The organism is Stenotrophomonas sp. STM01 (assembly GCF_014852135.1).
Taxonomy (GTDB): Bacteria; Pseudomonadota; Gammaproteobacteria; order Xanthomonadales; family Xanthomonadaceae; genus Stenotrophomonas; species Stenotrophomonas capsici.
On sequence record NZ_JACVBA010000001.1, the window covers coordinates 736,197 to 762,635 of the forward strand.

At 66.6% G+C, this 26,439-nt stretch carries 22 protein-coding genes and 1 tRNA gene; 6 read left to right on the forward strand and 17 right to left on the reverse strand.

What is annotated here, in order from left to right; genetic code table 11:
- The first annotated feature begins 133 nt into the window (after positions 1–133).
- The gene (locus tag IB227_RS03365) at positions 134–2,863 is read left to right on the forward strand and encodes an EAL domain-containing protein (protein WP_192286306.1); all 2,730 of its coding nucleotides are present in this window, start codon (positions 134–136) and stop codon (positions 2,861–2,863) included.
- A gap of 66 nt (positions 2,864–2,929) precedes the next feature.
- On the opposite strand, the gene IB227_RS03370 is transcribed toward IB227_RS03365, so the two are convergent.
- On the reverse strand, positions 2,930–3,565 hold the full coding sequence (locus IB227_RS03370) for a LysE family transporter (protein ID WP_132864499.1): 636 nt from the start codon (positions 3,563–3,565) through the stop codon (positions 2,930–2,932).
- A gap of 135 nt (positions 3,566–3,700) precedes the next feature.
- Here IB227_RS03370 and IB227_RS03375 point away from each other — a divergent pair, with 135 nt between their 5' ends.
- Positions 3,701–4,606, forward strand: coding sequence for a LysR family transcriptional regulator ArgP (locus IB227_RS03375; protein WP_132864500.1), 906 nt, complete (start codon positions 3,701–3,703; stop codon positions 4,604–4,606).
- 110 nt (positions 4,607–4,716) lie between these two features.
- The gene (locus IB227_RS03380; protein WP_192286307.1) at positions 4,717–5,853 is read left to right on the forward strand and encodes a lipase; all 1,137 of its coding nucleotides are present in this window, start codon (positions 4,717–4,719) and stop codon (positions 5,851–5,853) included.
- A gap of 7 nt (positions 5,854–5,860) precedes the next feature.
- Here the strand turns inward: IB227_RS03380 and IB227_RS03385 are convergent, their stop codons facing one another.
- The 13 genes from IB227_RS03385 to murJ form a co-directional block, all read right to left on the reverse strand.
- Positions 5,861–6,613: a transporter gene (locus IB227_RS03385; protein ID WP_192286308.1), complete on the reverse strand. Its 753-nt coding sequence runs from the start codon at positions 6,611–6,613 to the stop codon at positions 5,861–5,863.
- 110 nt (positions 6,614–6,723) lie between these two features.
- On the reverse strand, positions 6,724–7,647 hold the full coding sequence (locus IB227_RS03390; protein ID WP_192286309.1) for a M14 family metallocarboxypeptidase: 924 nt from the start codon (positions 7,645–7,647) through the stop codon (positions 6,724–6,726).
- Between the two features lie 117 nt (positions 7,648–7,764).
- Complete coding sequence (locus tag IB227_RS03395; RefSeq protein WP_192286310.1) at positions 7,765–8,649, reverse strand: acyltransferase; 885 nt, start codon at positions 8,647–8,649, stop codon at positions 7,765–7,767.
- A gap of 199 nt (positions 8,650–8,848) precedes the next feature.
- A complete protein-coding gene (gene cyoD, locus IB227_RS03400; protein ID WP_132864505.1) occupies positions 8,849–9,190 on the reverse strand; it encodes a cytochrome o ubiquinol oxidase subunit IV in 342 nt (113 codons plus the stop codon).
- On the reverse strand, positions 9,190–9,819 hold the full coding sequence (cyoC, locus tag IB227_RS03405) for a cytochrome o ubiquinol oxidase subunit III (RefSeq protein WP_192286311.1): 630 nt from the start codon (positions 9,817–9,819) through the stop codon (positions 9,190–9,192). The genes cyoD and cyoC overlap by 1 nt, the downstream gene beginning before the upstream one ends.
- Entirely contained in the window at positions 9,816–11,813 is a 1,998-nt protein-coding gene (cyoB, locus tag IB227_RS03410; RefSeq protein ID WP_132864507.1) for a cytochrome o ubiquinol oxidase subunit I, read from the reverse strand. Before cyoB ends, cyoC begins: the two co-directional genes overlap by 4 nt.
- 2 nt (positions 11,814–11,815) lie before the next feature.
- Positions 11,816–12,877, reverse strand: coding sequence for a ubiquinol oxidase subunit II (gene cyoA, locus IB227_RS03415; RefSeq protein ID WP_192286312.1), 1,062 nt, complete (start codon positions 12,875–12,877; stop codon positions 11,816–11,818).
- A 273-nt stretch (positions 12,878–13,150) separates the two neighbouring features.
- Positions 13,151–13,226: transfer RNA gene (locus IB227_RS03420), tRNA-Thr, on the reverse strand.
- Positions 13,227–13,261: 35 nt separating this feature from the next.
- Positions 13,262–14,212, reverse strand: coding sequence for a 4-hydroxy-3-methylbut-2-enyl diphosphate reductase (gene ispH, locus IB227_RS03425; protein ID WP_132864509.1), 951 nt, complete (start codon positions 14,210–14,212; stop codon positions 13,262–13,264).
- Positions 14,213–14,263: 51 nt separating this feature from the next.
- Entirely contained in the window at positions 14,264–14,770 is a 507-nt protein-coding gene (lspA, locus tag IB227_RS03430) for a signal peptidase II (RefSeq protein WP_192286313.1), read from the reverse strand.
- 87 nt (positions 14,771–14,857) lie between these two features.
- Positions 14,858–17,692, reverse strand: coding sequence for an isoleucine--tRNA ligase (ileS, locus tag IB227_RS03435; protein WP_192286314.1), 2,835 nt, complete (start codon positions 17,690–17,692; stop codon positions 14,858–14,860).
- Entirely contained in the window at positions 17,689–18,636 is a 948-nt protein-coding gene (locus IB227_RS03440) for a bifunctional riboflavin kinase/FAD synthetase (RefSeq protein ID WP_192286315.1), read from the reverse strand. Before IB227_RS03440 ends, ileS begins: the two co-directional genes overlap by 4 nt.
- Positions 18,637–18,702: 66 nt before the next feature.
- Entirely contained in the window at positions 18,703–20,295 is a 1,593-nt protein-coding gene (murJ, locus tag IB227_RS03445) for a murein biosynthesis integral membrane protein MurJ (protein WP_192286316.1), read from the reverse strand.
- 116 nt (positions 20,296–20,411) lie between these two features.
- Between murJ and rpsT the strand changes: the two genes are divergently transcribed.
- Entirely contained in the window at positions 20,412–20,681 is a 270-nt protein-coding gene (gene rpsT / locus IB227_RS03450; protein WP_057629708.1) for a 30S ribosomal protein S20, read from the forward strand.
- Between the two features lie 212 nt (positions 20,682–20,893).
- On the opposite strand, the gene obgE is transcribed toward rpsT, so the two are convergent.
- The 3 genes from obgE to rplU all read right to left on the reverse strand — a co-directional run bounded on the left by obgE (position 20,894) and on the right by rplU (position 22,721).
- Entirely contained in the window at positions 20,894–21,952 is a 1,059-nt protein-coding gene (gene obgE / locus IB227_RS03455; protein ID WP_132864514.1) for a GTPase ObgE, read from the reverse strand.
- Between the two features lie 182 nt (positions 21,953–22,134).
- On the reverse strand, positions 22,135–22,395 hold the full coding sequence (gene rpmA / locus IB227_RS03460; protein WP_132864515.1) for a 50S ribosomal protein L27: 261 nt from the start codon (positions 22,393–22,395) through the stop codon (positions 22,135–22,137).
- Positions 22,396–22,412: 17 nt separating this feature from the next.
- Positions 22,413–22,721 (reverse strand): 50S ribosomal protein L21, encoded by a 309-nt coding sequence (gene rplU / locus IB227_RS03465; protein WP_057634525.1) that lies wholly within the window; start codon positions 22,719–22,721, stop codon positions 22,413–22,415.
- A 280-nt stretch (positions 22,722–23,001) separates the two neighbouring features.
- Between rplU and uvrA the strand changes: the two genes are divergently transcribed.
- On the forward strand, positions 23,002–25,962 hold the full coding sequence (uvrA, locus tag IB227_RS03470; RefSeq protein WP_192286317.1) for an excinuclease ABC subunit UvrA: 2,961 nt from the start codon (positions 23,002–23,004) through the stop codon (positions 25,960–25,962).
- A complete protein-coding gene (locus IB227_RS03475) occupies positions 25,962–26,369 on the forward strand; it encodes a thioesterase family protein (RefSeq protein WP_192286318.1) in 408 nt (135 codons plus the stop codon). The genes uvrA and IB227_RS03475 overlap by 1 nt, the downstream gene beginning before the upstream one ends.
- Positions 26,370–26,439: the final 70 nt, after the last annotated feature.

Consider the following 26,439-nt stretch of genomic DNA (forward strand, 5'->3'; position numbering starts at 1 on the left):
CCCTGAAGCACCTTCCGCGCGTACCCCCTTCGTGCCATAACAGCCACGCAAGGGGCCGCTTGCCCACTGCCAACGGGACACGACACCCGGCGGCGGTGCGTACCCATGAAAGGAATCCGGAGACACAGGTTTGGTGACCCGCCCGTCCACCGTTCAATCCCCGCCGCCGCGCACGCGCAGCCTGTACTCGCGGCTGCACTGGCTGATCGCGGCGGCGCTGCTGCCACTGCTGGTGATCGGCGTCATCGCCATCGTCCTGACCGCCCGCGACTACCGGCGCAATTCCGAGCAACGCCTGCAGGAAACAGCCGTCGCCTTGGCACGCGGCGTGGACCAGGGCATCCGCGAGAACATCAACCAGCTGCACCTGCTTGCCGTGCTTGCACCGCACGGCGACCCGGCCAGCCCCGGGCTGCAGGCCTGGTCCGGCAACAACGCCGAGGTCCGGCTGGTGCGCGACGGCAGTGACGAAGCGCGGTCCCTGCCGACGCCGGTGCTGCGCGATGCGCGCCGGACCGGCCAGGCACAGGTCTCCAACCTGTTCTCCGACACCACCGGCGCGCCGCCGGAAGTGGCCATCGCCCTGCCCTTCACCGACAGCGCCGGGCAACCGCAGGTGATCGCGTTGGTGCAGCCGTCCAACCGCCTGATCAACACGATCCTGCATTCGGCCGACGAGGCCAGCCTGCTGGTGGCGGTGGTGGACAGCAACGGCATGATCGCCGCGCGCTCGCGCAACCCCGAGCGCTTCATCGGCCAACCGGCGCCGGACTGGTACAAGCTGCAGCTCAACGGCGGCAACGCCGGTGTATTCGAGGCCACCACCAAGGAAGGCAAGGGCACCGTGCTGGCCTTCCACAAGCTGCATGCCGCACCGGGCTGGGCCCTGGTGGTCGGCGAGCCGCAGAGCAGCTTCCAGGCCCGCTGGCAGCGCCCCCTGCTGGGCGTCATCCTCGGCGGCCTGCTGGCGGCAATCATCGCGCTGTTCTCGGCGCGCGCCATTGCGCGCAGCATCCTGTTGCCGATCCGCGCCCTGGCCCAGCGCGGGCGCAACATCGCCTCCAGCGAGGGCACCCCGGCCGATCCCCCCACCTCGCGCATCACCGAAGTGCAGAGCCTGCAGACCAGCCTCAATGACAGCGTGGATGCGCTCAAGCGCAGCGCCGACGAGGCCCGTGCGCTTGCACGTGACCTGAAGGTCAGCGAGCAACGCTACCGCGCCGTCGCCGAGGCTGGCGCCCTGGTGCTGTGGGAATCGGACCGCAACGGCCAGGTCCGTTCGGTCACCGGTTGGCGCGAGCTCACCGGCCTGCCGGAGCAGGACGCCCTGGGCAAGGGCTGGCTGCGCCGGGTCAACGAGGAGGACCTGGCCCCGATCGAGATCGCGCTGGAGCAGAGCTTCACCGCCGGCACCCCGCTGGACGTGGAGTTCCGCGTGCTCGACCTGTATGGCAAGTGGCGCTGGCTGCGCGCACGCGGCGCACGGGTCGGGCCGGAGCAGTCCGGCTGGGCCGGCGTGCTGGAAGACGTGGACGCCCGCCGCCAGGCGCAGGCCCGCATCGCCTACCTGGCCCAGCACGACCCGCTGACCTCCCTGCCCAACCGCACGGTGCTGTTCGAAAAGCTCGAGCACGCGTTGGCCGATGCGCGCCGCGGTCGCCACAGCGCCCTGCTGCTGCTCGACCTGGACCGTTTCAAGGAGGTCAACGACACCCTGGGCCATCCCACCGGCGACCGCCTGCTGCAGGAGGTCGCCCATCGCCTGCTCGGTTGCGCGCGCAGCAACGACGTCGTCGCCCGCCTCGGCGGCGACGAGTTCGCGATCCTGATGGCACCGGAAAGCCGGCCACCGGAAGCAGCCGCGTCACTGGCCACGCGCGTGGTGGAGGCCCTGGGCCGCCCCTTCGAGCTGGAGGGACATCCCATCGCCATCAGCGCCAGCATCGGCATCGTGCTGATCGACAACCTTGCCGGCAGTTCGGAAAAACTGATGCGCAACGCGGACCTGGCGCTGTACCGCGCCAAGGAGGAAGGCCGTGGTTGCTACCGCTTCTTCGAGGCGGAGATGGACACCCGCATGCAGCTGCGGCGGCAGCTGGAGACCGAGCTGCGGGCCGGCTTGGAGCAGCAGCAGTTCGTGCTGCACTACCAACCGCTGGTGGACCTGCAGCAGCGCCGCGTCACCGGCTTCGAGGCACTGCTGCGCTGGAACCACCCGCAACGCGGGTTGCTGGACCCGGGCCAGTTCCTGGCCCTGGCCGAGGACATCGGGCTGATGATCCCGCTGGGCGACTGGGTGCTGCGCCAGGCCACGCGCGACGCCGCGCACTGGCCGGACGAGATGAAGGTGGCGGTCAACCTCTCGGTGTCGCAGCTGGCCCAGCCGGACCTGGCCGATACCGTGGAAAAGGCATTGGCCGACGCCGGCCTGGCCGCGGCGCGGCTGGAGCTGGAGATCACCGAGAACGCACTGATCGCGAACATCCAGGCGGCCTCGTCGCACCTGCTGCGGTTGAAGGTCGCCGGCGTCTCCATCGTCATGGACGACTTCGGCACCGGCTACTCCTCGCTGGGCTATCTGCGCGCGTTCCCGTTCGACAAGGTCAAGATCGACAAGTCCTTCATCCGCGACCTGGGCGAACACAGCCAGGGCAGCGCCATCATCGGCGCGGTCTCGCACCTGTGCGGCAAGCTCGGCATCACCGCCACCATCGAAGGCGTGGAAACCCACTCCCAGCTGTCACAGCTGAAGGACGAGCACTGCGCCGAGGGCCAGGGCTATGTATTCGGGCGGCCCATGCCGGTCGAACAGATCCGCGCCTTCATGCGTCAATGGCCCCAGCGCTGGCAGGCCACCGACTGAGCCCCGGACGCAGCGGCCCCCGCGCCAGAGCACGGGGGCCGCTGCATGTGATCGGGACCGCGCGGCTCAGTTGACGCCGCGGATGGCCAGGGTCAGGGCCAGCACGCTCAGGATCACAGCGATGGTGCCGTCCAGCACCCGCCAGGTCGACGGCTTGGTGAACAGCGGTGCCAGCAGGCGGGCACCCAAGCCCTGCGCGGTCAGCCACACGCCGCTGGCGGTGACCACGCCGGCGGCGAAGGCCATGCGCGACTCGCCGAAGTTGTCGGCGATGGAGCCGATCACCATCATGTCCAGCCAGAAGTGCGGGTTGATGATCGAGAAGCCGGCCGCGGCGAGCAATGCCGTGCGCAGCGACTGCTCGGCATTGTCGTCCAGCTGCATGCCGCCACCGCCGGAGAACGCCCGGCGCGCCGACTGCAACGCATACCAGCCCAGGAACGCCACGCCGCCCCACAGCAGCACCGTGGTCAACCACGGCATCTGCTCGGTCAGGCGGCGCAGGCCGACCACGCTGGCCATGATGAACACCGCATCGATCGCGAAACAGGTCGCAATGATCGGAATGACGTGCTGGCGCATGATGCCCTGGCGCAGGATGAACGCACTCTGCGCGCCGACGATGGCGAACAGGCCGATGCCGATGCCGGCACCGCTGAACCAGGCACTGCCTGCGGCTTGGGCGGAAATGACGGAAAACATGGGGGACTGCCTTTCTTCTGGGGGATTGCCACGGCGGGAGGAACCCACGCACCGCGGCTGACGGGCGCAATTGTCGCAGCGCAGCATTGAAAAGTAGAGCTAAACTTCGTTAACCATCTTTAGCAGAACTTAATCATGCGGATCGACCACTCCCAATTGCGTGCCCTGGCCGCGGTCATCCGCGAAGGCAGCTTCGAGCGCGCGGCGTTGTCACTGAACGTGACCGCCTCGGCCATCTCCCAGCGGATCAAGGCGCTGGAGGACCGCGTCGGCAAACTCCTGGTCAAGCGCAGCATCCCCACCGAGGCCACGCTGGAAGGCCAGGTGCTGGTACAGCTGGCCGAACAGACCGCGCTGCTGGAGCGTGACGCGTTCGAGCGCATCGGCATCTCCGACGCCGAACTGCCGCGCGCCAGCATCCCGGTGGCGGTCAACCACGACAGCATGGAGACCTGGTTCCCGGAGGCGGTGCAGGCCTTCTCGCAGACCACCACGACCACCTTGGACCTGCATACCGAGGACCAGGACCACACCGTGGCCCTGTTGCGCCAGGGCGCGGTACTGGGCGCGGTGACCACCCTGTCCGAGCCGGTGCAGGGCTGCCAGATCCACGAGCTGGGCAGCATCCGCTACGCGGCCACCTGCACGCCCGAGTTCCATGCCCGCTACTTCGCCAAGGGCGTCAATGCCCAATCGCTGGCGCTGGCCCCGGTGCTGGTGTTCAACCGCAAGGATGACCTGCAGGCGCGCTACGCGCGCCGCCTGGCGGGCATCGCGCAGCCGTTGAACGCACCGACCTGGTGGATCCCCTCCACCCGCGCCTTCGTCCACGCCAACCTCGGCGGGCTCGGCTGGACCATGAACCCGCTGCCGCTGGTGCGCCGCCACCTGGAAAGCGGACGCCTGGTCTACGTCAAGGCCCGCGCCTGGGAGGACGTGCCGCTGTACTGGCAGCACTGGAAGGGCGAGGTCAGGACCATGGCCCTGCTGACCCGCGCCATCCTGCAGGCTTCGGCGATGCTGGTGCGGCGGCGGCGCTGATCCCGTCGGGGCGATGCTGCGCTGCAAGTTTCCCCAAAGGACACTGCCCGCCCGCCGGGCAGGGGCGGAAGCTTCACGGATCGTCAGGTCCACCCGCCCGGAGCCGCCGCATGTCGACCATCCGCATCGTCCCTGTCCTCGCCTCCTGTTTCCTCGGCACCCTTGGCCTGCCCCTGGCAAGCGCCCTCGCCCTGCTGCCCGGCACGGCCCACGCACTGGATTGCGGCGGCAACAACGGCTACACCTGCACCGGCAGCGCCAACCAGTACGCCGGCGGCTTCAATCCCGGCGTCGGCCAGGGCGGCTTCGGGGGCGGCAGCTGCACCGCCACCCGCACCCCGGTGGTGTTCATCCCCGGCAACGGCGACAGCGCGATCAGCTTCGACATGCCGGCCGGTGCGGTCAGCGGCTACACCACCCCGCCGCGCTCGATCTACGCCGAGCTCAAGGCCGCCGGCTACAACGACTGCGAGCTGTTCGGCCTCACCTACCTCAGTGCCAGCGAACGCGCCGCGCCGCAGTACAACTACCACTCGCCGGCCGCCTACCAGGTCATCAAGACCTTCATCGACAAGGTCAAGGCGTACACCGGCAAGAGCCAGGTCGACGTAGTCACCCATTCGCTCGGCGCCACGATGATGCTGGCCACCATCAAGTACCACGGCTACCAGGGCAGCGTGCGTCGCTTCATCAACATCGGCGGTGGCCTGCGCGGCCTGCAGACCTGCCGCAGCACCGGCTACCAGTCGGCGCTGGCACCGACCTGCAATGCCGAAGCCTATGTGTTCCCGTACAACTACTACACCTTCGGCCTGTACCCGAGCACCGGGGTGAGCTACTACGGCTACAACCGCTGGACCGGCAGTGGCAGCGGCAGCCTGCGCACCTTCCCGGCCACCTACACCGGCATCCGCTTCTACACGATCACCGCCGGCCTGCGTGACCAGGTGCACTGCTTCACCACCAGCTACAGCGGTGGCTGCAGCGACGGCGCGCTGTTCAACAGCGCCGCCAACGTCTACGCGCAGGTCGACGTCGGCGCCGGCAGCAGCGCCTACAGCTTCGACTGGGATTGGAGCGACGGTGGCCCGTACAACTTCGGCGGCGGTGACACCAGCAACGGCGTCGGCCATTTCCGTTCCAAGAACAACAGCGGCGTGATCGTCCGCAACATGCTCACCACCGACTGCACCACCGACTGCGCCGCCGGCTACAAGGACGTCCACGGCCCGGCGGTCAATCGCTGAGGCGTCCTCAGTCGAAGGCCAGGGAAAGCCCCACGCCGCCCTGCCAGTCCGTCGTGCGCGCGTCCAGCCCACGCAGGAAGGAGACATCCAGCTGCAGGCGCGGCGTGGCCATCCAGGTCACGCCGGCACCGGCGGCACGCATGTACTGCGCGTCGGTGCCGTACCCAGCTTCGACATAGACACCCAGGTCCTCGCGCAGGGCAACGCCGTAACTGGGCGACAGCAGCCAACCCCTGCCGTCCTCCCCCCACTGCCGGTCCGCGTACAGCGCCAGGCTGGCGTCCCGCGGCATGGCCCAGGCCAGGGTCACGCCCAGGTCATAGTCATGGCCGGCCCCGCCCAACGGCGCCTGCCCCCAGGGCAGCGTGGCGCCGGCCTTGAGCGCCAACGACAGTCGCTCCCCGCTCAACGCCGGCGCCCACTTCAACGCCACGCTTCCGTCACCACCGCCGCTTTCCCGCACGCGCCCGCCGCTGCCGTGCCGGCGCGACTGGTCCCAGCTGTCCGCTCCCAGCTGCAGTTCCAGCGTATCGGACAGGCCGGCGCGCAGCAGCGTGGCCGCGGCCCACGTCGTCGTCGTGGTGCCCGCGCTGCGGTCACGGCTGGCGTCCGGCAGGCCCTGCTCCCAGGCGAACACGCCCTTGCCGAGCGTACGGGTGGAAAAACCGATTCCCGGCCGGTCGAACGCGGGCACCTCGTCGGCGTGCGCACGTGGTGCGACCAGCAGGGGCAGGACAAGCAGCGCAAGGAGGGTCTTCATGCCGGCATGGTCCCTGCCCGGCCGGCGTGAGGGCGTGAACGCCCGTGGGCCCGCGCCGCCACGTGGACGCCCGCCTTTGGGCATGCCGGGCGGCAGGCGCCCGGTGCGGATCAGCGATGCGCCAGCGCGTAGTCCAGCGCGCCGACCACGGCTGCGACCTGCGCATCGTTGCACTGCTGCGGTGTCGCCTTCGGGCTGTCCGGGTAGACCTCGGTGGTGGTCGTGTAGCGCGCGCCACTGACGCTGGCGCACAGGCCCAGCGCCTTGAGCGGATATTCGATCACGCCATGCGCCACCACCGGCGAGCCGATGATCTGGCCGTGCGCGTCGGCCGGCGCGATATGGGTGACCTTCTCCACCTCGGCGATCACCGCCTGCTGGAATGCCGGCTGCCGGTTCTCGCTGTCGTCGACCAGATAGAAGCCATCGGGGATTTCGCCAGGTTCGAACGGCTTGCCGTCGCGCGCCGCCAGCGCCGGACGGAACTCGGACTCATCGGTGTCGGTGGTCTCGTGCAGGTCGATGTGCATCAACACGCGCCCCTTCAGCGGTGCCACCAGCGCCATCAACGCCGCCGACTCCGGCGCCGGGCTGTTCGGCACGAACGAACGGTTCGGGTCCAGCGCCAATGCGTTCCAGCGCTGGATGCGCTCGTAGCCCCACGGGCTGACGCAGGGCACGACCAGCAGGTTGCACGTGTCGGCGTAGTCGGCGGCACGCTGGTCCAGGAACTGCAGCGCGCCCTGCACGCCACTGGTTTCATAGCCATGGATGCCGCCGGTCACCAGCATCACCGGCAAGGCGTCGTCCCAATCCGGACTGCGCACGGCCAGCAGCGGATAGCGCGCACCGGGGTAATCCAGTTCGCCGTACTGCGAGACATCGAAGCGATCACGTAAGGCATCCACCTTGGCCACCACTTCCTCGGCATGGCTGCGCAGCACCTTCTGCCGCGCCAGCCACTGCGCGCGCTCGGCCGCGCCCCACGGCTGCCCGGGCGTACCCACCGGATAGAAAGCGGTATCAGTGCTCATGCGTGACCTCATCAAATGTTGCGGACAGGCGCGCACTGTACACCCGCCGCCGACCGGCGCAGGAACGCACGCAGCAAAAAGGCCCCCGCAGGGGCCTTGATGCTGGGCGGTCCGGGCTCAGCCGCGGCTCTCGAGCAGGCGGCTGATGTCGGCGTCCTTCTGTTCCCACAGACCATTCATCCACTGCTGGAATTGGGCGCGGAAGGTACGGTCATCCTGGTAGTTGCCGTTGATCAACTCGGCGGGAATCGGCAGCTTGCGCACCAACACCTTCACCTCCGGCAGGCGGTTGGCCATCAGGTCGATCATCGACGGGATGCCCTTGGGATAGACGATGGTCACGTCCAGCAACGCATGCAGGCCCTTGCCCATCGCGTCGAGCACGAACGCCACGCCGCCGGACTTGGGCTTGAGCAGATGCCGGAACGGCGAGCCCTGGCTGTCATGCTTGGCCGGGGTGAAACGCGTGCCCTCGACGAAGTTCATCACCGCCACCGGGATGGCGTTGAATTTCTCGCAGGCCTTGCGCGTGACCTCCATGTCGCGCCGGCCGAGCTCAGGGTTCCTGGCGATCTGCTTGCGCGTGTAGCGGCCCATGAACGGGAAATCCAATGCCCACCACGCCAGGCCCAGCACCGGCACCCAGAACAGCGAGCGTTTCAGGAAGAAGCGCAGCAGCGGGATGCGGCGGTTGAACACCTTCTGCAGCACCAGGATGTCGACCCAGCTCTGGTGGTTGGCCAGCACCAGGTAATGTCCATCGCGCTCCAGGTCGGCATCGCCGCTGACCTGGAAGCGGGTGCGGGTGAACAGGCCCATCATCGCGCTGTTGGCCCCGATCCAGCTCTCGGCCAATCCGGTCAGCATCGGGTTGCAGGCCAGGCGCACCTTCTTGAACGGCAGGATCGCCTTGACCAGCGCGACCACGAACAATGGCAGGCAATGCGCCAGCGTGTTGAGGGCCACCAGCAGCAGGATCGGAATAACGCGTAACCACACCATGGGAGTACCGGGGCGCCCCTGAGCCATAAAGGCGGACAGGGTAGCAAACCCGATCATGGCTGGTTGGCGTCGAATGAACGGTTTCGTCAGCTTGCCGTTGCCCCGCCTCCGGACGGTGGCGGCACGTGCCGGCCGTGCCCCAAAAGGAAAGGCCGCCCCGAAGGACGGCCTTTCCCGGATGCTCAGGCGTTCAACCCGCTCAATGCATCATGTGATGGTTCATGTTCCACATCACCCACAGCGTGCCGACCACGATGATGCCGATCACCACCAGGGTGAACAGGCCGGCATTGACGTTCCAGCGGGCGGCCGAGGAACGGTCCAGGTGCAGGAAGAACACCAGGTGCACCAGCAGCTGCAGGATGCCGGCGACCACGATCACCGCACCGGTGGCCAGGCCGGAGGACAGGCCGCCGCTCATCACCACCCAGAACGGGATGATGGTCAGCACCGCAGCCAGCACGAAACCGATCAGATAGGACTTCACGCTGCCGTGGCTTTCGCCGCCGGTACCGTGTGCATGATTGTCATGTGCGGACATTACATAGCTCCCGACAGGTAGACGACAGAGAACACGCCGATCCAGACCAGATCCAGGAAGTGCCAGAACAGGCTCAGGCACGCCATGCGGGTCTTGTTGCGCGGGGTCAGGCCATCGCGCTTGAGCTGGATGAACATCACCAGCAGCCACAGCAGGCCGGCGGTCACGTGCAGGCCGTGGGTGCCGACCAGGGCGAAGAACGCCGACAGGAAGGCACTGGAGTCCGGACCGTTGCCGTTATGGATCAGGTGGTTGAACTCCCAGATTTCCATGCCCATGAAGCCTGCGCCCAGCAGCCAGGTGATGGCCAGCCAGAAGAACATCAGGCCCTGCCTGGACTGGTGCATGGCGATCATGCCCAGGCCGAAGGTCAGCGAGGACACCAGCAGCAGCGCGGTTTCCCAGGCCACGAACGGCAGCTCGAACAGCTCCTTCGGGCCCGGACCACCATTGGTGCCGCCGGACAGCACCACGTAGGTCACGAACAGCGAGGCGAAGATGAGCAGATCGCTCATCAGGTACACCCAGAAACCGAAGACGGTGTTCTCGCCCGAATCGTGGTGCTCGTGGTCGTGGCCGGCTGCATCTGCAGCCGAACCGTGGTTCAACGTGTGGGCGTTCGTGCTCATGCCTTCACCTCGGTCTTCACCAGCCCCTGTGCTTCCAGGTGGCGGCGGTGTTCGTTCTCGATACGTTCCACTTCAGCGGCCGGCACCCAGTAGTCCACGTCCTTGTCGAAGGTACGGACGATGAAGGTACCGATCATGCCGACCAGGCCGATGATGGCCAGCCACCAGATGTGCCAGACCATCGCAAAGCCCAGCACCAGGCTGAACGCGCCGATCACCACGCCGGCACCGGTGTTGCGCGGCATGTGGATGTCGGTGTACTTGGCCGGCTTCGGCCAGGCTTCACCACGCTGCTTGCGCTGCCAGAAGTCGTCGTGCTCCTCGCCCTTGGGCAGGGTCGCGAAGTTGTAGAACTGCACCGGGGAAGCGGTTTCCCACTCCAGGGTACGGGCATCCCACGGGTCGCCGGTCAGGTCCATGTTCTTCTTGCGGTCGCGGATGGACACGTAGATCTGGATCACCTGGCACAGGATGCCCAAGGCGATGATCGCAGCGCCGACGGCGGCGACGACGAAGAACGGCTGGTACTCCATGTTCGGGTAGCTCTGCATGCGGCGGGTAGCGCCCATGAAGCCCAGGGCGTACAGCGGCATGAAGGCCACGTAGAAGCCGATGAACCAGCCCCAGAACGCACGCTTGCCCCAGGTCTCGTCCAGCTTGAAGCCGAACATCTTCGGCCACCAGTAGGTGATGCCGGCGAACATGCCGAACACCACGCCGCCGATGATGACGTTGTGGAAGTGGGCGATCAGGAACAGCGAGTTGTGCAGCACGAAGTCGATGGCCGGGATCGCCAGCATCACGCCGGTCATGCCGCCGATGGTGAAGGTGACCATGAAGCCGATCGTCCACAGCACCGGCGAGGTGAAGTGCACGCGACCGCGGTACATCGTGAACAGCCAGTTGAAGATCTTCACGCCGGTCGGGATCGAGATGATCATCGTCGTGATGCCGAAGAAGGCATTGACGTTGGCACCCGAGCCCATGGTGAAGAAGTGGTGCAGCCACACGATGAAGGACAGCACGCCGATGCAGGCCGTCGCGTACACCATGCCCTTGTAGCCGAACAGGGTCTTGCGCGAGAAGGTCGCGATCACTTCGGAGAACACACCGAATGCCGGCAGCACCAGGATGTAGACCTCCGGGTGGCCCCAGATCCAGATCAGGTTGATGTACAGCATGGCGTTGCCGCCACCGTCGTTGGTGAAGAAGTGCGTCCCCAGGTAACGGTCCAGGGTCAGCAGCACCAGGGTGACGGTCAGCACCGGGAAGGCGGCGATGATCAGCACGTTGGTCACCAGCGCGGTCCAGCTGAAGACCGGCATGGTCATCAGCTTCATGCCCGGGGTGCGCATCTTGAGGATGGTGATGAAGAAGTTGATGCCGCTCAGCGTGGTACCCAGGCCGGACACCTGCAGCGCCCAGATGTAGTAATCCATGCCCACGCTTGGACTGTATTCCAGCCCCGACAGCGGCGGGAACGCCAGCCAACCGGTCGCGGCGAACTCACCGATCCACAGCGAGATCATCATCAGGCCGCAGCCTGCGACGAACAGCCAGAAGCTCAGCGAGTTCAGGAACGGATAGGCAACGTCGCGCGCACCGATCTGCAGCGGCACCACCAGGTTCATCAGGCCGGTGATCAGCGGCATGGCCACGAAGAAGATCATGATCACGCCGTGGGCGGTGAAGATCTGGTCGTAGTGGTGCGGCGGCAGGTAGCCCTCGGCGCCGCCGGCGGCGACGGCCTGCTGGGCACGCATCATGATCGCGTCGGAGAAGCCGCGCAGCAGCATCACGAACGCCACGATCAGGTACATCGCGCCGATCTTCTTGTGGTCCACCGAGGTGAACCACTCCTTCCACAGGTAGCCCCACAGCTTGAACTTGGTGATGGCACCCACGACTGCCAGGCCACCGATGATCGCGCCGATCAGGGTGGTCAGCACGATCGGATCGTGCGGCAGTGAATCAAATGAGAGTTTTCCGAGCATCGTCATTCTCCCGAGCCACCGTGGCCAGCGTGAGCGGCCCCGGCGTTCGCGTCTGCATTGTGACCGTCGTGGCCGTCAGCCTCGCCTGCGGCGGGGGCCGCTGCGGCGTCGTGACCTTCGTGGCCCATGGCTTCATGGTTCATCGCCTCGTGGCCTGCGCCCTCGTGCGACATCGCCTTGCCGTCATGCTTCATGCCGAAGTGGTGGTTGTCGCCCACGTGCTTGGCGATGATCCAGTCGAACAGGCCCTTCTCGGTGCTGCCGTAGTAGGTCACCGGGTGCCAGTCGTGGTTGCGCTCGGCGCTCAGCTCGGCGAAGGACGCCTGGTCCATCACCTTGGCATCGGCGCGCACCTTGGCCAACCAGGCCTGGTACTCGTCGTTGCTGACCGCGTGCGCGTCGAAATGCATCTTGCTGAAGCCCGCGCCGCTGTAGTGCGAGGAGCGGCCGTGGTAGGTACCGGCTTCGTCCGCGATCAGGTGCAGCTTGGTCTCCATGCCGGCCATCGAGTAGATCATGCTGCCCAGATGCGGAATGAAGAACGCGTTCATCACCGTGTCGGCGGTGATCTTAAGGTTCAGCGGGGTGTGCACCGGGAAGGTCAGTTCATTGACCACGGCGACGTTTTCTTCCGGATAGACGAACAGCCACTTCCAGTCCAGCGAGATGGCCTCGACCACGACCGGCTTGGCGTCCGACTCCAGCGGCTTGTACGGGTCCAGGGCGTGCGAGGAGCGCCAGGTCAGCACGGCCAGCACCAGCACGATCATGCAGGGGATCGACCAGACCACCACTTCGATGGCGGTGGAGTGATGCCAGGTCGGCTCGTAGCGGGCCTTGGTGTTGGAAGCGCGGTACTTCCACGCGAACACCAACGTCAGCACGATCACCGGGATGACGACCAGCAGCATCAGCACCGTGCAGGTGATCAGCAGCGTGAGTTCGTCCCGGGCGATCTGGCCCTTCGGGTCAAACAAGGCCCAGTCGCAGCCCGTCATCAAGACGGCCATCGCGACAATCAGGCCCGGACGCAACAAGCGTCCAAGAGATTTCAACGGAATCATCGGTCGATCCAATTGCGGTGGAGGTACTGGCCCCCACGCCCCATGCCACAAGCGCGAACAGCCGCCCGGGGATTGCCCGCCGGGACGACGCTGAACAGGGAACGTGAGTCAGTGCCGCAATTTTAGGCCTTCACGCAACACTTAGGATAGGCATTGACAATGATTTCACGCAGGAAACAGGCACCTGGACGTGCGACACGTTGTCGCACCGGCGGCGCACGCGCGCAGGCCGGAAAGCAAAAAAGCCGACTTGGCAAAGTCGGCTTTCTGCTTTGGTGCCGGAAACAGGAGTCGAACCTGCGACCTACGCATTACGAATGCGCCGCTCTACCAACTGAGCTATTCCGGCGTGGCCGCGAAGTTTAATGAATGCCGGCGGCGTGGTCAATCGACCAGGCGCAGCCGCAGTTCCTTCGGCAGCGCGAACACCATCGATTCCGGTTCACCATCCAGCTCGGCCACGCCGCTGGCGCCGAGCTCGCGCAGGCGGGCGATCACGCCATCCACCAGCACCTGCGGTGCCGAGGCACCGGCGGTCAGGCCGATGCGCTGCTTGCCGGCCACCCAGGCCGGATCGATCTCCTGTGCACCGTCGATCAGGTAGGACTCCACGCCTTCACGGCGGGCCAGTTCACTGAGGCGGTTGGAGTTGGAGCTGTTCGGCGAACCGACCACCAGCACCAGGTCGCACTGCTTGGCCAGGTCACGCACCGCGTCCTGGCGGTTCTGCGTGGCGTAGCAGATGTCGTCGTTCTTCGGGCCCTGGATGGCCGGGAAATGGGTACGCAGGGCTTCGATCACCGCGCGGGTGTCATCCACCGACAGCGTGGTCTGGGTGGTGTAGGCGAAGTTCTCCGGCTGGCTGACCTGCAGCGCCTCCACGTCCTCCACGCTCTCCACCAGGTAGATGTGGCCCTTGCCCTTCTCGCGGTTCCATTGGCCCATGGTGCCTTCCACTTCCGGATGGCCTTCGTGGCCGATCAGCACCACGTCGCGGCCGGCGCGGCAGTGCCGCGCCACTTCCAGGTGGACCTTGGTCACCAGCGGGCAGGTGGCGTCGAACACCTTCAGGCCGCGGCGCTCGGCTTCGCCGCGCACCGCCTGCGACACGCCATGCGCGCTGAAGATCACCGTGTTGCCGTCCGGCACTTCGTCCAGTTCCTCGACGAAGATCGCCCCGCGCGCCTTCAGGTCATCGACCACGAAGCGGTTGTGCACCACCTCGTGGCGCACGTAGATCGGCGCCCCCAGCGTCTCGATCGCACGCTTGACGATCTCGATGGCGCGGTCGACGCCGGCGCAGAAACCACGGGGATTGGCGAGCAGAACGTCCATCTTTCAGATACTCCGGCCGGCAATGGCCGGTTTCGGTGAAACAGGTGGGAATTATCCGGCTTTTTTGCCGGACTTGCCTTCAAACAGGCCCGACACGGCGATGCCGATGGCGCCAGCCACGATCGCCGAATCGGCGATGTTGAACGAGGGCCAGTAATGGTTGCCCACGTACCACTGGATGAAGTCCACCACGTGACCGTGGATCTGCCGGTCGATCACGTTGCCGATCGCGCCGCCGATCACCAGTGCATACGGCAATGCGCTGCGCCAGTTGGCACGCGGCGTGCGCGACAGCCAGAACGCCATCAGGCCGCTGATCGCCACCGCCAGGAAGGTGAAGAACCACAACTGCCAGCCACCGGCGTCACTGAGGAAGCTGAACGCCGCGCCGGTGTTGTAGGTGCGGTACCAGTTCCAGAAGCCGTCGATCACCGGTACCGGGGTGAACTCGGGCAGGCTCGACAGCACCCACGCCTTGCTCCACTGGTCCAGCCCGATCACCGCCACCGATACCAGCAGCCAGATCAACGCATTGGGTTTAACCGCTTTCGACTGCATGTGTGCATCCATAGAAATTCTTCAGGAAAGACGCGGGCGCCCGGCCATGGCCGTCGGCACCCCCGCCCCTTCGACCGCCGTGGCTGGTCAGAACCAGCGGCGATCCTCGCCCGCACCTTCGATGTTGCTGACGCAGCGGCCGCACAGTTCCGGGTGCGCGGCCACCGCGCCGACGTCGGCGCGGTAATGCCAGCAGCGCACGCACTTGGCCTTCTCGGTCGGCTGCGCGCTGACGAACACCTCGTCGGTGGTCGCCGGGCGCACGCTCACGTCGCCGCTGATGAACAGGAAACGCATTTCATCAGCCAGCGGCTGCCAGCGTGCGGCCTGCTCCTCGTTGGCGGCGACGGTGATCTCCGCTTCCAGCGCCGCGCCGATGGCACCGTTGGCGCGCATCGGCTCCAGCACCTTGGCCACCTGCTCGCGCAGCGCCAGCAACTGGTCGAAGTCGGCCGCCGACAGCTGTGCATCGGCCGGCAACGGGGCCAGGCCGTCGTACCAGGTGGTGAACAGCACGTTGCCGGCGCGTTCGCCCGGCAGGTAGCCCCACAGCTCCTCGGCGGTGAAGGTCAGGATCGGCGCCACCCAGCGCACGAACGCCTCGGCGATGCGGTACATCGCGCTCTGCGCCGAACGGCGGCCGCGCGAATCCTCCTGCATCGTGTACAGGCGGTCCTTGGTCACGTCCAGGTACAGCGAGCCCAGGTCCACGCTGCAGAAGTTCAGCAGCAGCTGGACGATCTCGGCCATGTTGTAGCTGGCGTAGGCGAGCTTGATCTTCTCCTGCAGCTCGAACGCGCGGTGCACGATCCAGCGGTCCAGCGCGACCATGTCTTCCAGCGGGCGCAGGTCCCGGGCCGGGTCGAAGCCGTCCAGGTTGCCGAGCAGGAAGCGCGCGGTGTTGCGCAGGCGGCGATAGGCATCGGCGTTGCGCTTGAGGATCTCCTGCGACAGCGACATCTCGTTGCTGTAGTCGGCCGAGGCGATCCACAGGCGCAGGATGTCCGCGCCCAGCTTGTTCATGATGTCCTGCGGCTCGATGCCGTTGCCCAGCGACTTGGACATCTTGCGGCCGTGCTCGTCCACGGTGAAACCGTGGGTCAGGCACTGCCTGTACGGCGCCGCCTTGTCGATGGCCACGCCGGTCAGCAGCGAGGACTGGAACCAGCCGCGGTGCTGGTCCGAGCCTTCCAGGTACAGGTCGGCCGGCTTGCCGAAGCCACGCGCCAGCAGCACGCCTTCGTGGGTGACGCCCGAGTCGAACCAGACATCGAGGATGTCGGTGACCTTCTCGTATTGCGCGGCCTCATCGCCGAGCAGTTCGCTGGCATCGAGCGAGTACCACACGTCGATGCCCTCGACCTGCACGCGGTCAGCCACCTGCTGCATCAGCTCGACGGTGCGCGGGTGCGGCTCGCCGGTCTCGCGGTGCATGAACAGCGCGATCGGCACGCCCCAGGTGCGCTGGCGCGAGATCGTCCAGTCCGGGCGCCCGTCCACCATGCTGGCGATGCGCGCCTTGCCCCAGGTCGGGAACCAGCCCACGGTGTCGATGGCCTTCATCGCATCGGCGCGCAGGCCGGCCTTGTCCATCGAGATGAACCACTGCGGGGTGGCGCGGAACACCAGCGGCGTCTTCTTGTGGCGCCAGCAATGCGGGTAGCTGTGCTGGATTTCGACGAACGCCAGCAGCGCGCCGCTCTGGCGCAGCACCTCGATGATCAGCGGCTGGGCCTTCCAGATGTGCAGCCCGGCCAGTTCCTGCGTGCCGGCCGGCGGCGTCGACGGCAGGTACACGCCCGCACCGTCGATCGGGTTGATCTGGCCGGCGTTGTAGTGCTCCAGCAGGCCATAGGCCTGGCTGACCACATAGTCCTCCTGGCCGTGGCCGGGCGCGGTATGCACCGCACCGGTACCGTCGGCATCGGACACGTGCTCGCCGTTGAGCAACGGGATGTCGCGATTGGCGTAGAACGGGTGCGCCAGCAGCTGGTTCTCCAGCGCCGCGCCCTTGGCATGGCCGTGCACCACCACCTCGGCCACGCCATAGCGGGCCAGCGAACGCTCGGCCAGCGCCGAGGCCAGCACCAGCCAACGCGGCTGGCCGTTGTGGGCCGGGCCCTCGACCAATGCATATTCGATGTCCGCGCCCAGCGACACCGCCAGCGAGGCCGGCAGCGTCCACGGGGTGGTGGTCCAGATCGGCACCGCCACTTCCACGCCCGCCGGCAGCGTGACGCCGAAGCTGGCGGCCAGCGCCTTGGCATCCCGCGCGGCGTAGGCCACGTCCACGGCCGGCGAGGTCTTGTCCTGGTATTCGATCTCGGCCTCGGCCAGCGCCGAGCCGCAGTCGAAGCACCAGTGCACCGGCTTGGCGCCGCGCACCAGGTGGCCGTTGGCCACGATCTTGGCCAGCGCGCGGATCTCGTTGGCCTCGAAGTCGAAGCTCAGCGTCTTGTACGGGTTGTCCCAGTCACCGATCACGCCCAGGCGCTTGAAGTCGCGGCGCTGGATCTCGATCTGCTCCTCGGCGTACTCGCGGCACTTCTGGCGGAACTGGACCGCGTCGAGCTTGACGCCGACCTTGCCCCACTTCTTCTCGACCGCGATCTCGATCGGCAGGCCGTGGCAGTCCCAACCCGGCACGTAGGGCGCGTCGAAGCCGTCCAGGTAGCGCGACTTGACGATGATGTCCTTCAGGATCTTGTTGACCGCGTGGCCCAGGTGGATCTGGCCATTGGCGTACGGCGGGCCATCGTGCAGCACGAACAGCGGCCGGCCCTTGGCGTTCTCGCGCAGCTGCGCGTAGATGCCCTGCTCTTCCCAACGCGCCAGGATGCCCGGCTCGCGCTTGGGCAGGTCGCCGCGCATCGGAAACTCCGTTGCCGGCAGATGGAGGGTGGCTTTGTAATCCTGGCTCACGCGGTGGCTCGCAATCTGTGTTCGGAAAGGATGCGACGCGCCTGTTCGGCGTCGCGGTGCATCTGCTCGGTCAGCGCCGGCAGATCGTTGAACTTCTCTTCATCGCGCAGCTTGGCGACGAATTCCACTTCGATGTGGCGACCGTACAGGTCGCCCTGGAAATCGAACAGGTGGGCCTCCAGCAGCGGCTCCACGCCCTCCACGGTCGGCCGCGTGCCGAAGCTCGAGACCGACGGCCACGGCTGCTCGAAGACACCGTGCACCCAGGTAGCGTAGATACCTGAAAGTGCGGGTGTTTTGGGGAAACGCAAGTTGGCCGTGGGGAAGCCCAGCGTACGGCCCAGCTGCTGCCCGCGCACCACCCGGCCGCCGATCGCGTACGGGCGGCCCAGCAGGTCGGTGGCGTGGCCGAAGTTGCCGGCCACCAGCAGCTCGCGGATGCGGGTGCTGGAGATGCGCTCGCCGTTCAGGTGCACCGGCTCGATCTCGCCGGCCACGAAGCCCAGCTCGGCGCCCATCGCCTGCAGCAGCGCGATATCGCCGCCACGGCGGTTGCCGAAGTGGAAGCGGGGGCCGATCCAGACCTCGCGCGCCCCCAGCCGGCGCACCAGCATGTCGCGCACGAAGTCCTCGGCGGTGATCGCCGCCATCCGGGCGTCGAAACGCAGCAGGCCGACCTGGTCGATGCCCAGCTCGCGCAGCGTGGCCACCTTGTCGCGGGCCAGCATCAGCCGCGGCGGCGGGTTGTCCTTGGCGAAGAACTCACGCGGCAGCGGCTCGAAGCCCAGCGCCACGGCGGGCACGCCCAGCGCGCGGGCACGGGCAACGGCGTGGCGCACCAACGCCCGATGGCCCAGGTGCAGGCCGTCGAAGGCACCGATGCAGACCACGCTTCCCTGCGGGGCAAGCACCCCGCCATCGACGTCTCTAAAAAGCCTGCTCATTCCATCCGGATCCGGCCCTTTCCGGGCCGGTTCTGTCTCATGTAGCCCGGAAGTATAGCGGGCGCCTCAATGCCCGCGCAGGTCGCGCGGGCGGAAGCCCATGGCCACCATCGCCAGCAGGTAGGTCAACCCGCCACCGCCGACCAGCAGCGCCAGGCTGCCGATCCGATGCCACTTGTCCATCGGGGTGAACGCCGGCAACCAGTACAGCAGGGCCAGCAGTACCGCCACCATCGCCGCACAGGACAGCAGCAGGCGCACCACGTACCCGCCCCAGCCGGGTCGCCGCTGGTAGACGCCGGTCTTGCCCAGCCAGTACCACAGCAATCCGAGGTTCAGGTAACTGGACAGCGCGCTGGCGATGCCCAGTGCCAGGTGCAGGCCCGGCTGCTTGGCCAGCGCGGCCATCACTCCCTGCGCCTTCAACGCCTCCGGCACCATGATCTGGTAGACCACCGCCAGCAGGATGAAGTTGAACACCATGTTGGCCACCAGCGCGACCAGGCCGGCGCGCACCGGGGTCTTGGTGTCTTGCCGCGAGTAGAACGCCGGCAGCACCACCTTCAACAGCGCAAACGCCGGCAGGCCGAAGCTCAGGCCATAGACCGACAACGCCGTCATCCGGGTATCGAACGGGGTGAACTGGCGGTACTGGAACAGGGTCGCGATCAGCGGCTCGGCCAGCAGCAACAGGCCAAGCATGGCCGGTACGGCGATCAACAGGGTCATCCGCAGGCCCCAATCCAGCGCGTTGGAGAAGCCTTCCCCATCGGTCTTGACGTGATGGCGGGCCAGCGCCGGCAGAATCACCGTGCCCAGCGCCACCCCGAACACGCCCAGCGGCAGCTCCAGGAAGCGGTCGGCCAGCGACAGCCAGGACTGCGAACCGTCGCTGAGCTTGGCCGCGATCACCGTGTCCAGCATCAGGTTGATCTGCGCCACCGAGGAGCCGAACAGGGTCGGCACCATCAGGGTCAGCACCCTGCGCACGTCCGGGTGGTTCCAGCCCCAGCGCGGCAACGTCAGCAGGTTGATGCCCCTCAGCGAGGGCAGCTGGAACAGCAACTGCAGCACGCCGGCCGCCAGTACCGACCAGCCCAGCGCCAGGATCGGCACCTCCAGCCGCGGCGCCAGCCACAGCGCGCCGGCGATCATGCACAGGTTGAGGATCACCGGCGTCAGCGCCGGCATGGCGAACTTCTGGAAGCTGTTCAGCGCCCCGCCGGCCAGCGCGGTCAGCGACACGAACAGCAGGAACGGGAAGGTCAGCCGCAGCAGGTCCACCAGCAGCCCGTACTTGACCGGGTCGGCGGCATCGGCGTCGGCGAACAGCCAGGCGATCTGTGGCGTGAAAATCAGCCCCAGCGCGGTCAGGACCAGTAGAATGCCCCCCAGGGTCCCGGACACCCGGGACATGAGCTCGCGCAGGTCAGCGTGCGGGCGGGTTTCCTTCACCTCGGTGAATACCGGTACGAACGCCGTGGCGAACGAGCCCTCGGCAAACAGCCGGCGCAGGAAATTGGGCACGCGGAAGGCCACCCAGAACGCATCGGTGGTCGCATTGGCACCGAAGGTGATGGATATTGCCTGATCGCGCACGAGCCCGAGGACCCGCGAAATCATCGTCATGCTGCTGAACGACAGCAGCCCCCGCAACATGCGCGGCGAACTCACTTAACAGCCCCCTTGACAACTCGACTTGACGTTCATTTGGTCTGCCATCATACTTGTGAGCTTGCTGTTCCCACCACATCGATTTTCAGGAAACCACCACTGTGGCCAATATCAAGTCCGCCAAGAAGCGCGCCAAGCAGACCGTTGTGCGCAACGCGCGTAACACGGCTCAGCGTTCGATGCTGCGCACCGCCGTCAAGAAGGTGATCAAGGCTCTGGACGCCAACGACGCCGCCGGCGCCGAGGCTGCCTTTGCCGTCGCCCAGCCGATCCTCGACCGTTTCAGCGCCCGTGGCCTGATTCACAAGAACAAGGCTGCGCGTCATAAGAGCCGTCTGACCGCCCGCATCAAGGCCATCAAGGCCGCCTGATCCGGCGATCACCTGGGGCCGCAAGGCTCCCGGCATGAAAAGCCCGGCCCCGCGCCGGGTTTTTTGTTGCCCGTGATCCCCATGGAGCGGAGCCAAGCCCCGCCGGGCTTTCCCGGGAAGACCCTTGCCGAGCCTGGCTCGGCACTGCCGGCATAAAAAAACGCCGCCCTCCCCTTCGGGAGCGCGGCGCTTCTGCCTGCAGCACGGGAGACTCAGCCGCCCTGCGCTTCGCGCTCCTCGGCTTCCAGCAGCTTCTGGTGGTCGAAGAAGGCCATGATGTCCTTCATGATCGGCCAGGTACCTTCACGACCCAGCGCCGAGACCAGGTACCACGGGCCGGTCCAGCCCAGCTCCTTGACCACCTGCTCGGCCGCGGCCTGCGCCTCGTCCTCGAACATCAGGTCGGCCTTGTTCAGCACCAGCCAGCGCGGCTTCTCCAGCAGCTCCGGGTCGTGCTTGCCCAGCTCACGCTCGATCGCACGCACCTGCTCGACCGGCGAGATGCCCTCCACGCCCCCTTCCATCGGCGAGATGTCGACGAGGTGCAACAGCAGGCGGGTGCGCTGCAGGTGACGCAGGAACTGCGCACCCAGGCCGGCGCCGTCGGCAGCGCCTTCGATCAGGCCCGGGATGTCGGCGATCACGAAGCTGCGGTAGTTCTCCACCTTCACCACGCCCAGGTTCGGGTACAGCGTGGTGAACGGGTAGTCAGCCACCTTCGGCGTCGCCGCCGAGACCGCGCGGATCAAGGTGCTCTTGCCGGCGTTCGGGAAGCCCAGCAGGCCGACGTCGGCCAACAGCTTCAGCTCCAGCTTGAGCAGGCGGTCCTCGCCCTCCTCGCCCGGCAGCGCCTGGCGCGGGGCACGGTTGGTCGAGCTCTTGAAGTGCATGTTGCCCAGGCCGCCCTTGCCGCCCTTGGCCACCAGCAGGCGGTCACCATGCTGGACCATGTCACCGATCACTTCGTCGGTGGCCACATTGATCACCACGGTGCCGACCGGCACGGTGATGACCAGGTCCTCGCCACCCTTGCCGTAAGCCTGGCGGCCCATGCCGTTCTCGCCGCGCTGCGCCTTGAAGATGCGGTCATGGCGGAAGTCGACCAGGGTGTTCAGGTTCTCGTCGGCACGGATCCACACACTGCCGCCGTCGCCGCCGTCACCACCATCGGGACCACCGAGCGGAATGAACTTCTCACGGCGAAAGCCCACGCAGCCGTTACCGCCGTTGCCAGCGATGACCTGGATCTCCGCTTCGTCTACAAGTTTCATGATTCTGGTTGCCCACTGATGGCGGGAGGCAGGACTGCCTGGCCGCTGATTCTATGCAATGCCCCGGCCTGGCCGGAACGACGGACCGCTGGCCCGCCAATATATCTGCCAACGAAAAACCCCGCCGAAGCGGGGCTTTCGTCAGCTGCCCACGCTGGACGTGGGCGCCTGCGCGTGCGGAATCAGACTTCCGCGACGACGCTGACGGTGCGACGCTTCTTGGCGCCCTTCACCGAGAACTCGACCTTGCCGTCGACCAGCGCGAACAGCGTGTGGTCACGGCCCAGGCCCACGCCTGCACCCGGGTGGAACTGGGTGCCGCGCTGACGCACGATGATGTTGCCTGCCTCGATGGCCTGGCCACCGAAGATCTTGACGCCCAGGTACTTCGGGTTGGAGTCGCGGCCGTTGCGCGAGGAGCCTACGCCCTTTTTATGTGCCATGACGGATTCTCCTTTGCTTAGCCGGCGATGCCGGTGATTTGGATTTCGGTGTAGTACTGACGGTGACCCTGACGCTTCATGTGGTGCTTACGGCGACGGAACTTGATGATCCGGACCTTGTCGGCGCGGCCATGGGCCACGACGGTAGCGGTCACCGAAGCGCCCTTCAGCGCATCACCCAGCTTGATGCCGTCGGCATCGCCGAGCATCAGGATGTTGTCGAACTTGATCTCGCTGCCGGCTTCGACTTCGAGCTTTTCAACGCGCAGGGTTTCACCCTGAGCGACGCGGTACTGCTTACCGCCAGTTACCAGAACTGCATACATGACCAGACTTCCTCTGTAGTTATTGTGGTCGCCGTGCCCGCCATCGAGGGCGGACAGAAGCGGAATTTTACCGACACAACCCAACCCGGGTCAACCCACCCCCTGCTCGGGAAAACCGTGTCTGAACAATCACCTGCCTACCGTCCAGTCTCAGCTTTTCGGACTGGCAAATGCGGTAATTGCCCCAAAATCACAAGGCCGCTAGGCTGATCGACTGCCGTCAGCTACGCCCCCCACTTCCGCCGCCGGCCTGCCGGCGGCGGTCCAATACGGATCTCCCATGGCGATGGATTTCATCCGCATCCGCGGTGCGCGGACGCACAACCTCAAGAACATCGACCTCGACCTGCCCCGCGACAAGTTGATCGTGATCACCGGCCTGTCCGGCTCGGGCAAGTCCTCGCTGGCGTTCGACACCATCTATGCCGAAGGCCAGCGCCGCTACGTCGAGTCGCTGTCGGCCTACGCACGCCAGTTCCTGAGCGTGATGGAGAAGCCGGACCTGGACCACATCGAGGGGCTGTCCCCGGCCATCTCGATCGAGCAGAAGTCGACCTCGCACAACCCGCGCTCGACCGTGGGCACCATCACCGAGATCTACGACTACCTGCGCCTGCTCTACGCCCGCGTCGGCAGCCCGCGCTGCCCGGACCACGGCTACCCGCTGGAAGCGCAGACGGTCAGCCAGATGGTCGACCAGGTGCTGGCGCTGGACCCCGAGCAGCGCTACATGCTGCTGGCCCCGGTCATCCGGGACCGCAAGGGCGAGCATGTGCAGGTGTTCGACCAGCTGCGCGCGCAGGGCTTCGTGCGCGTGCGGGTGGACGGCGAGCTGTACGAGATCGACGCGGTGCCGCCGCTGGCGCTGCGCCAGAAGCACACCATCGAGGCGGTGATCGACCGCTTCCGCCCGCGCGAGGACCTCAAGCAGCGCCTGGCCGAAAGCTTCGAGACCGCGCTCAAGCTGGGCGACGGCATGGCCTCGGTGCAGAGCCTGGACGACGCCAAGGCCACCCCGCAGCTGTTCTCCTCCAAGTACTCCTGCCCGGTCTGCGACTACGCGCTGCCGGAGCTGGAGCCGCGCCTGTTCTCGTTCAACGCGCCGATGGGCGCCTGTCCGGGCTGTGATGGCCTGGGCATGGCCGAGTACTTCGACCCGTCGCGGGTGGTGATCCACCCGGAGCTGTCGCTGGCCGCCGGCGCGGTGCGCGGCTGGGACCGCCGCAACGCCTACTACTTCCAGCTGATCGCCTCGCTGGCCAAGCACTACAAGTTCGACGTCGACGCGCCGTGGCAGTCGCTGCCGGAAAGCGTGAAGCAGGCCGTGCTGTACGGCAGCGGCGAGGACCAGATCACCTTCACCTACTTCACCGAGGCCGGTGGCCGCAGCCAGCGCAAGCACCGCTTCGAGGGCATCATCCCCAACCTGGAACGCCGCTACCGCGAGACCGAATCGCCGGCGGTGCGCGAGGAGCTGGCCAAGTACATCAGCGAGCGGCCATGCCCGGAGTGCAAGGGCGCGCGCCTGAACAAGGCCGCCCGCAACGTGTTCGTCGCCGACCGCCCGCTGCCCGAACTGGTGGTGATGCCGATCGACGAGGCCCTGACCTTCTTCAACCAGCTGACCCTGCCGGGCTGGCGCGGCGAGATCGCCACCAAGATCGTCAAGGAGATCGCCGAACGGCTGGGCTTCCTGGTCGATGTGGGCCTGGATTACCTCACCCTGGAGCGCAAGGCCGACACCCTGTCCGGCGGTGAGGCGCAGCGCATCCGCCTGGCCAGCCAGATCGGCGCCGGCCTGGTCGGCGTGATGTACGTGCTCGACGAGCCGTCCATCGGCCTGCACCAGCGCGACAACGAACGCCTGCTCGGCACCCTGACCCGCCTGCGCGACCTCGGCAACACGGTGATCGTGGTCGAACATGACGAAGACGCCATCCGCCTGGCCGACTACGTGCTGGACATCGGCCCCGGCGCGGGCGTGCACGGCGGCGAGATCGTCGGCCAGGGCTCGCTGCAGGACATCCTCGATGCGCCGCGCTCGCTGACCGGCCAGTACCTGTCGGGCAAGCGTGCCATCGAGATCCCGGCGCGCCGGCACAAGGCCAACCCGAAGATGACGCTGCACCTGCGCGGTGCCAGCGGCAACAACCTCAAGGGCGTGGACCTGGACATCCCGGCCGGCCTGCTGACCTGCATCACCGGCGTGTCCGGCTCGGGCAAGTCGACGCTGATCAACGACACCCTGTTCTCGCTGGCCGCCAACGAGATCAACGGCGCCTCGCACCCGATCGCGCCGTACAAGGAAATCGATGGCCTGGACCTGTTCGACAAGGTGGTGGACATCGACCAGTCGCCGATCGGCCGCACCCCGCGCTCGAACCCGGCCACCTACACCGGCCTGTTCACGCCACTGCGCGAACTGTTCGCCCAGGTGCCAGAGGCGCGCGCGCGCGGTTACTCGCCGGGCCGCTTCAGCTTCAACGTGCGTGGCGGCCGCTGCGAGGCCTGCCAGGGCGATGGCCTGATCAAGGTGGAGATGCACTTCCTGCCGGACGTGTACGTACCCTGCGACGTCTGCCACGGCAAGCGCTACAACCGCGAGACGCTGGAGATCCTCTACAAGGGCTACAACATCAACGACGTGCTGGAGATGACCGTCGAGGATGCGTTGCGCCTGTTCGAACCGGTGCCGACCATCGCCCGCAAGCTGGAAACGCTGGTCGACGTGGGCCTGAGCTACGTCAAGCTGGGCCAGAGCGCGACCACGCTGTCCGGTGGTGAAGCGCAGCGCGTGAAACTGTCCAAGGAACTCTCGCGCCGTGATACCGGGCGCACCCTGTACATCCTCGACGAGCCGACCACCGGCCTGCACTTCCACGACATCGAGGCCCTGCTCGGCGTGCTGCACAAGCTGCGCGACGAGGGCAACACGGTGGTGGTGATCGAGCACAACCTGGACGTGATCAAGACCGCCGACTGGATCGTCGACCTGGGGCCGGAAGGTGGCCATCGCGGCGGCACCATCCTGGTCACCGGCACCCCTGAAGACGTGGCCGCGCATCCGGACTCGTACACCGGCCAGTTCCTGGCGCGGATGCTGCCGTCCACGCAGGCGCGCCCGGAGCAGCCGGCCGCGGTGGCCAACAAGCCCGATGCGCGCCCTCCGCGCAAGGAAAAGCCCGCCAAGAAGACGGCCACCAAGAAAGCCGCCGCCCCCCGCAAGAAGAAGGCCTCGTGATGAGCAGCGAACACAAGCAACTGGCCCGCGTACCGATCAGCGTGCGCTGGCGCGACATGGACTCCATGGGCCACGTCAACAATGCCAAGTACGTCTCCTACCTGGAAGAGGCGCGCGTGCGCTGGATGCTGGGCGTGGAAGGCGTGTCGATGAGTGACCGCATCGCACCGGTGGTGGCCAACACCAACATCAACTACCGCCTGCCGATCGTGTGGCCCAACGACATCGTGGTGGAACTGTTCGTCGAGCGGCTGGGCAACAGCAGCGTGACCATCGGCCATCGCATCGTCGACCAGCAGGACAACAGCAAGCTGTACTCCGACGGCAATGTGGTCGTCGTGTGGATGGATACGCAAACCGGCAAGAGCGCGCCGTTACCGGAACCGGTGCGGAACGCTTCGAGCTGAGTTGCCGTATGCATTGCTGGAATGAGGAAAGCCGCCCTTGGGGGCGGCTTTCCTTCTCCCGGCTGAAGCG

Coding starts and splice junctions, on each gene's coding strand:
- IB227_RS03370 (WP_132864499.1), bottom strand. CDS start 3,565: ATGTTTTCCGTCATTTCCGCCCAAGCCGCAGGCAGTGCCTGGTTCAGC.
- IB227_RS03375 (WP_132864500.1), top strand. CDS start 3,701: ATGCGGATCGACCACTCCCAATTGCGTGCCCTGGCCGCGGTCATCCGC.
- IB227_RS03380 (WP_192286307.1), top strand. CDS start 4,717: ATGTCGACCATCCGCATCGTCCCTGTCCTCGCCTCCTGTTTCCTCGGC.
- IB227_RS03385 (WP_192286308.1), bottom strand. CDS start 6,613: ATGAAGACCCTCCTTGCGCTGCTTGTCCTGCCCCTGCTGGTCGCACCA.
- IB227_RS03390 (WP_192286309.1), bottom strand. CDS start 7,647: ATGAGCACTGATACCGCTTTCTATCCGGTGGGTACGCCCGGGCAGCCG.
- IB227_RS03395 (WP_192286310.1), bottom strand. CDS start 8,649: ATGGTGTGGTTACGCGTTATTCCGATCCTGCTGCTGGTGGCCCTCAAC.
- cyoD (WP_132864505.1), bottom strand. CDS start 9,190: ATGTCCGCACATGACAATCATGCACACGGTACCGGCGGCGAAAGCCAC.
- cyoC (WP_192286311.1), bottom strand. CDS start 9,819: ATGAGCACGAACGCCCACACGTTGAACCACGGTTCGGCTGCAGATGCA.
- cyoB (WP_132864507.1), bottom strand. CDS start 11,813: ATGCTCGGAAAACTCTCATTTGATTCACTGCCGCACGATCCGATCGTG.
- cyoA (WP_192286312.1), bottom strand. CDS start 12,877: ATGATTCCGTTGAAATCTCTTGGACGCTTGTTGCGTCCGGGCCTGATT.
- ispH (WP_132864509.1), bottom strand. CDS start 14,212: ATGGACGTTCTGCTCGCCAATCCCCGTGGTTTCTGCGCCGGCGTCGAC.
- lspA (WP_192286313.1), bottom strand. CDS start 14,770: ATGCAGTCGAAAGCGGTTAAACCCAATGCGTTGATCTGGCTGCTGGTA.
- IB227_RS03440 (WP_192286315.1), bottom strand. CDS start 18,636: ATGAGCAGGCTTTTTAGAGACGTCGATGGCGGGGTGCTTGCCCCGCAG.
- murJ (WP_192286316.1), bottom strand. CDS start 20,295: ATGTTGCGGGGGCTGCTGTCGTTCAGCAGCATGACGATGATTTCGCGG.
- obgE (WP_132864514.1), bottom strand. CDS start 21,952: ATGAAACTTGTAGACGAAGCGGAGATCCAGGTCATCGCTGGCAACGGC.
- rpmA (WP_132864515.1), bottom strand. CDS start 22,395: ATGGCACATAAAAAGGGCGTAGGCTCCTCGCGCAACGGCCGCGACTCC.
- rplU (WP_057634525.1), bottom strand. CDS start 22,721: ATGTATGCAGTTCTGGTAACTGGCGGTAAGCAGTACCGCGTCGCTCAG.
- uvrA (WP_192286317.1), top strand. CDS start 23,002: ATGGCGATGGATTTCATCCGCATCCGCGGTGCGCGGACGCACAACCTC.
- IB227_RS03475 (WP_192286318.1), top strand. CDS start 25,962: ATGAGCAGCGAACACAAGCAACTGGCCCGCGTACCGATCAGCGTGCGC.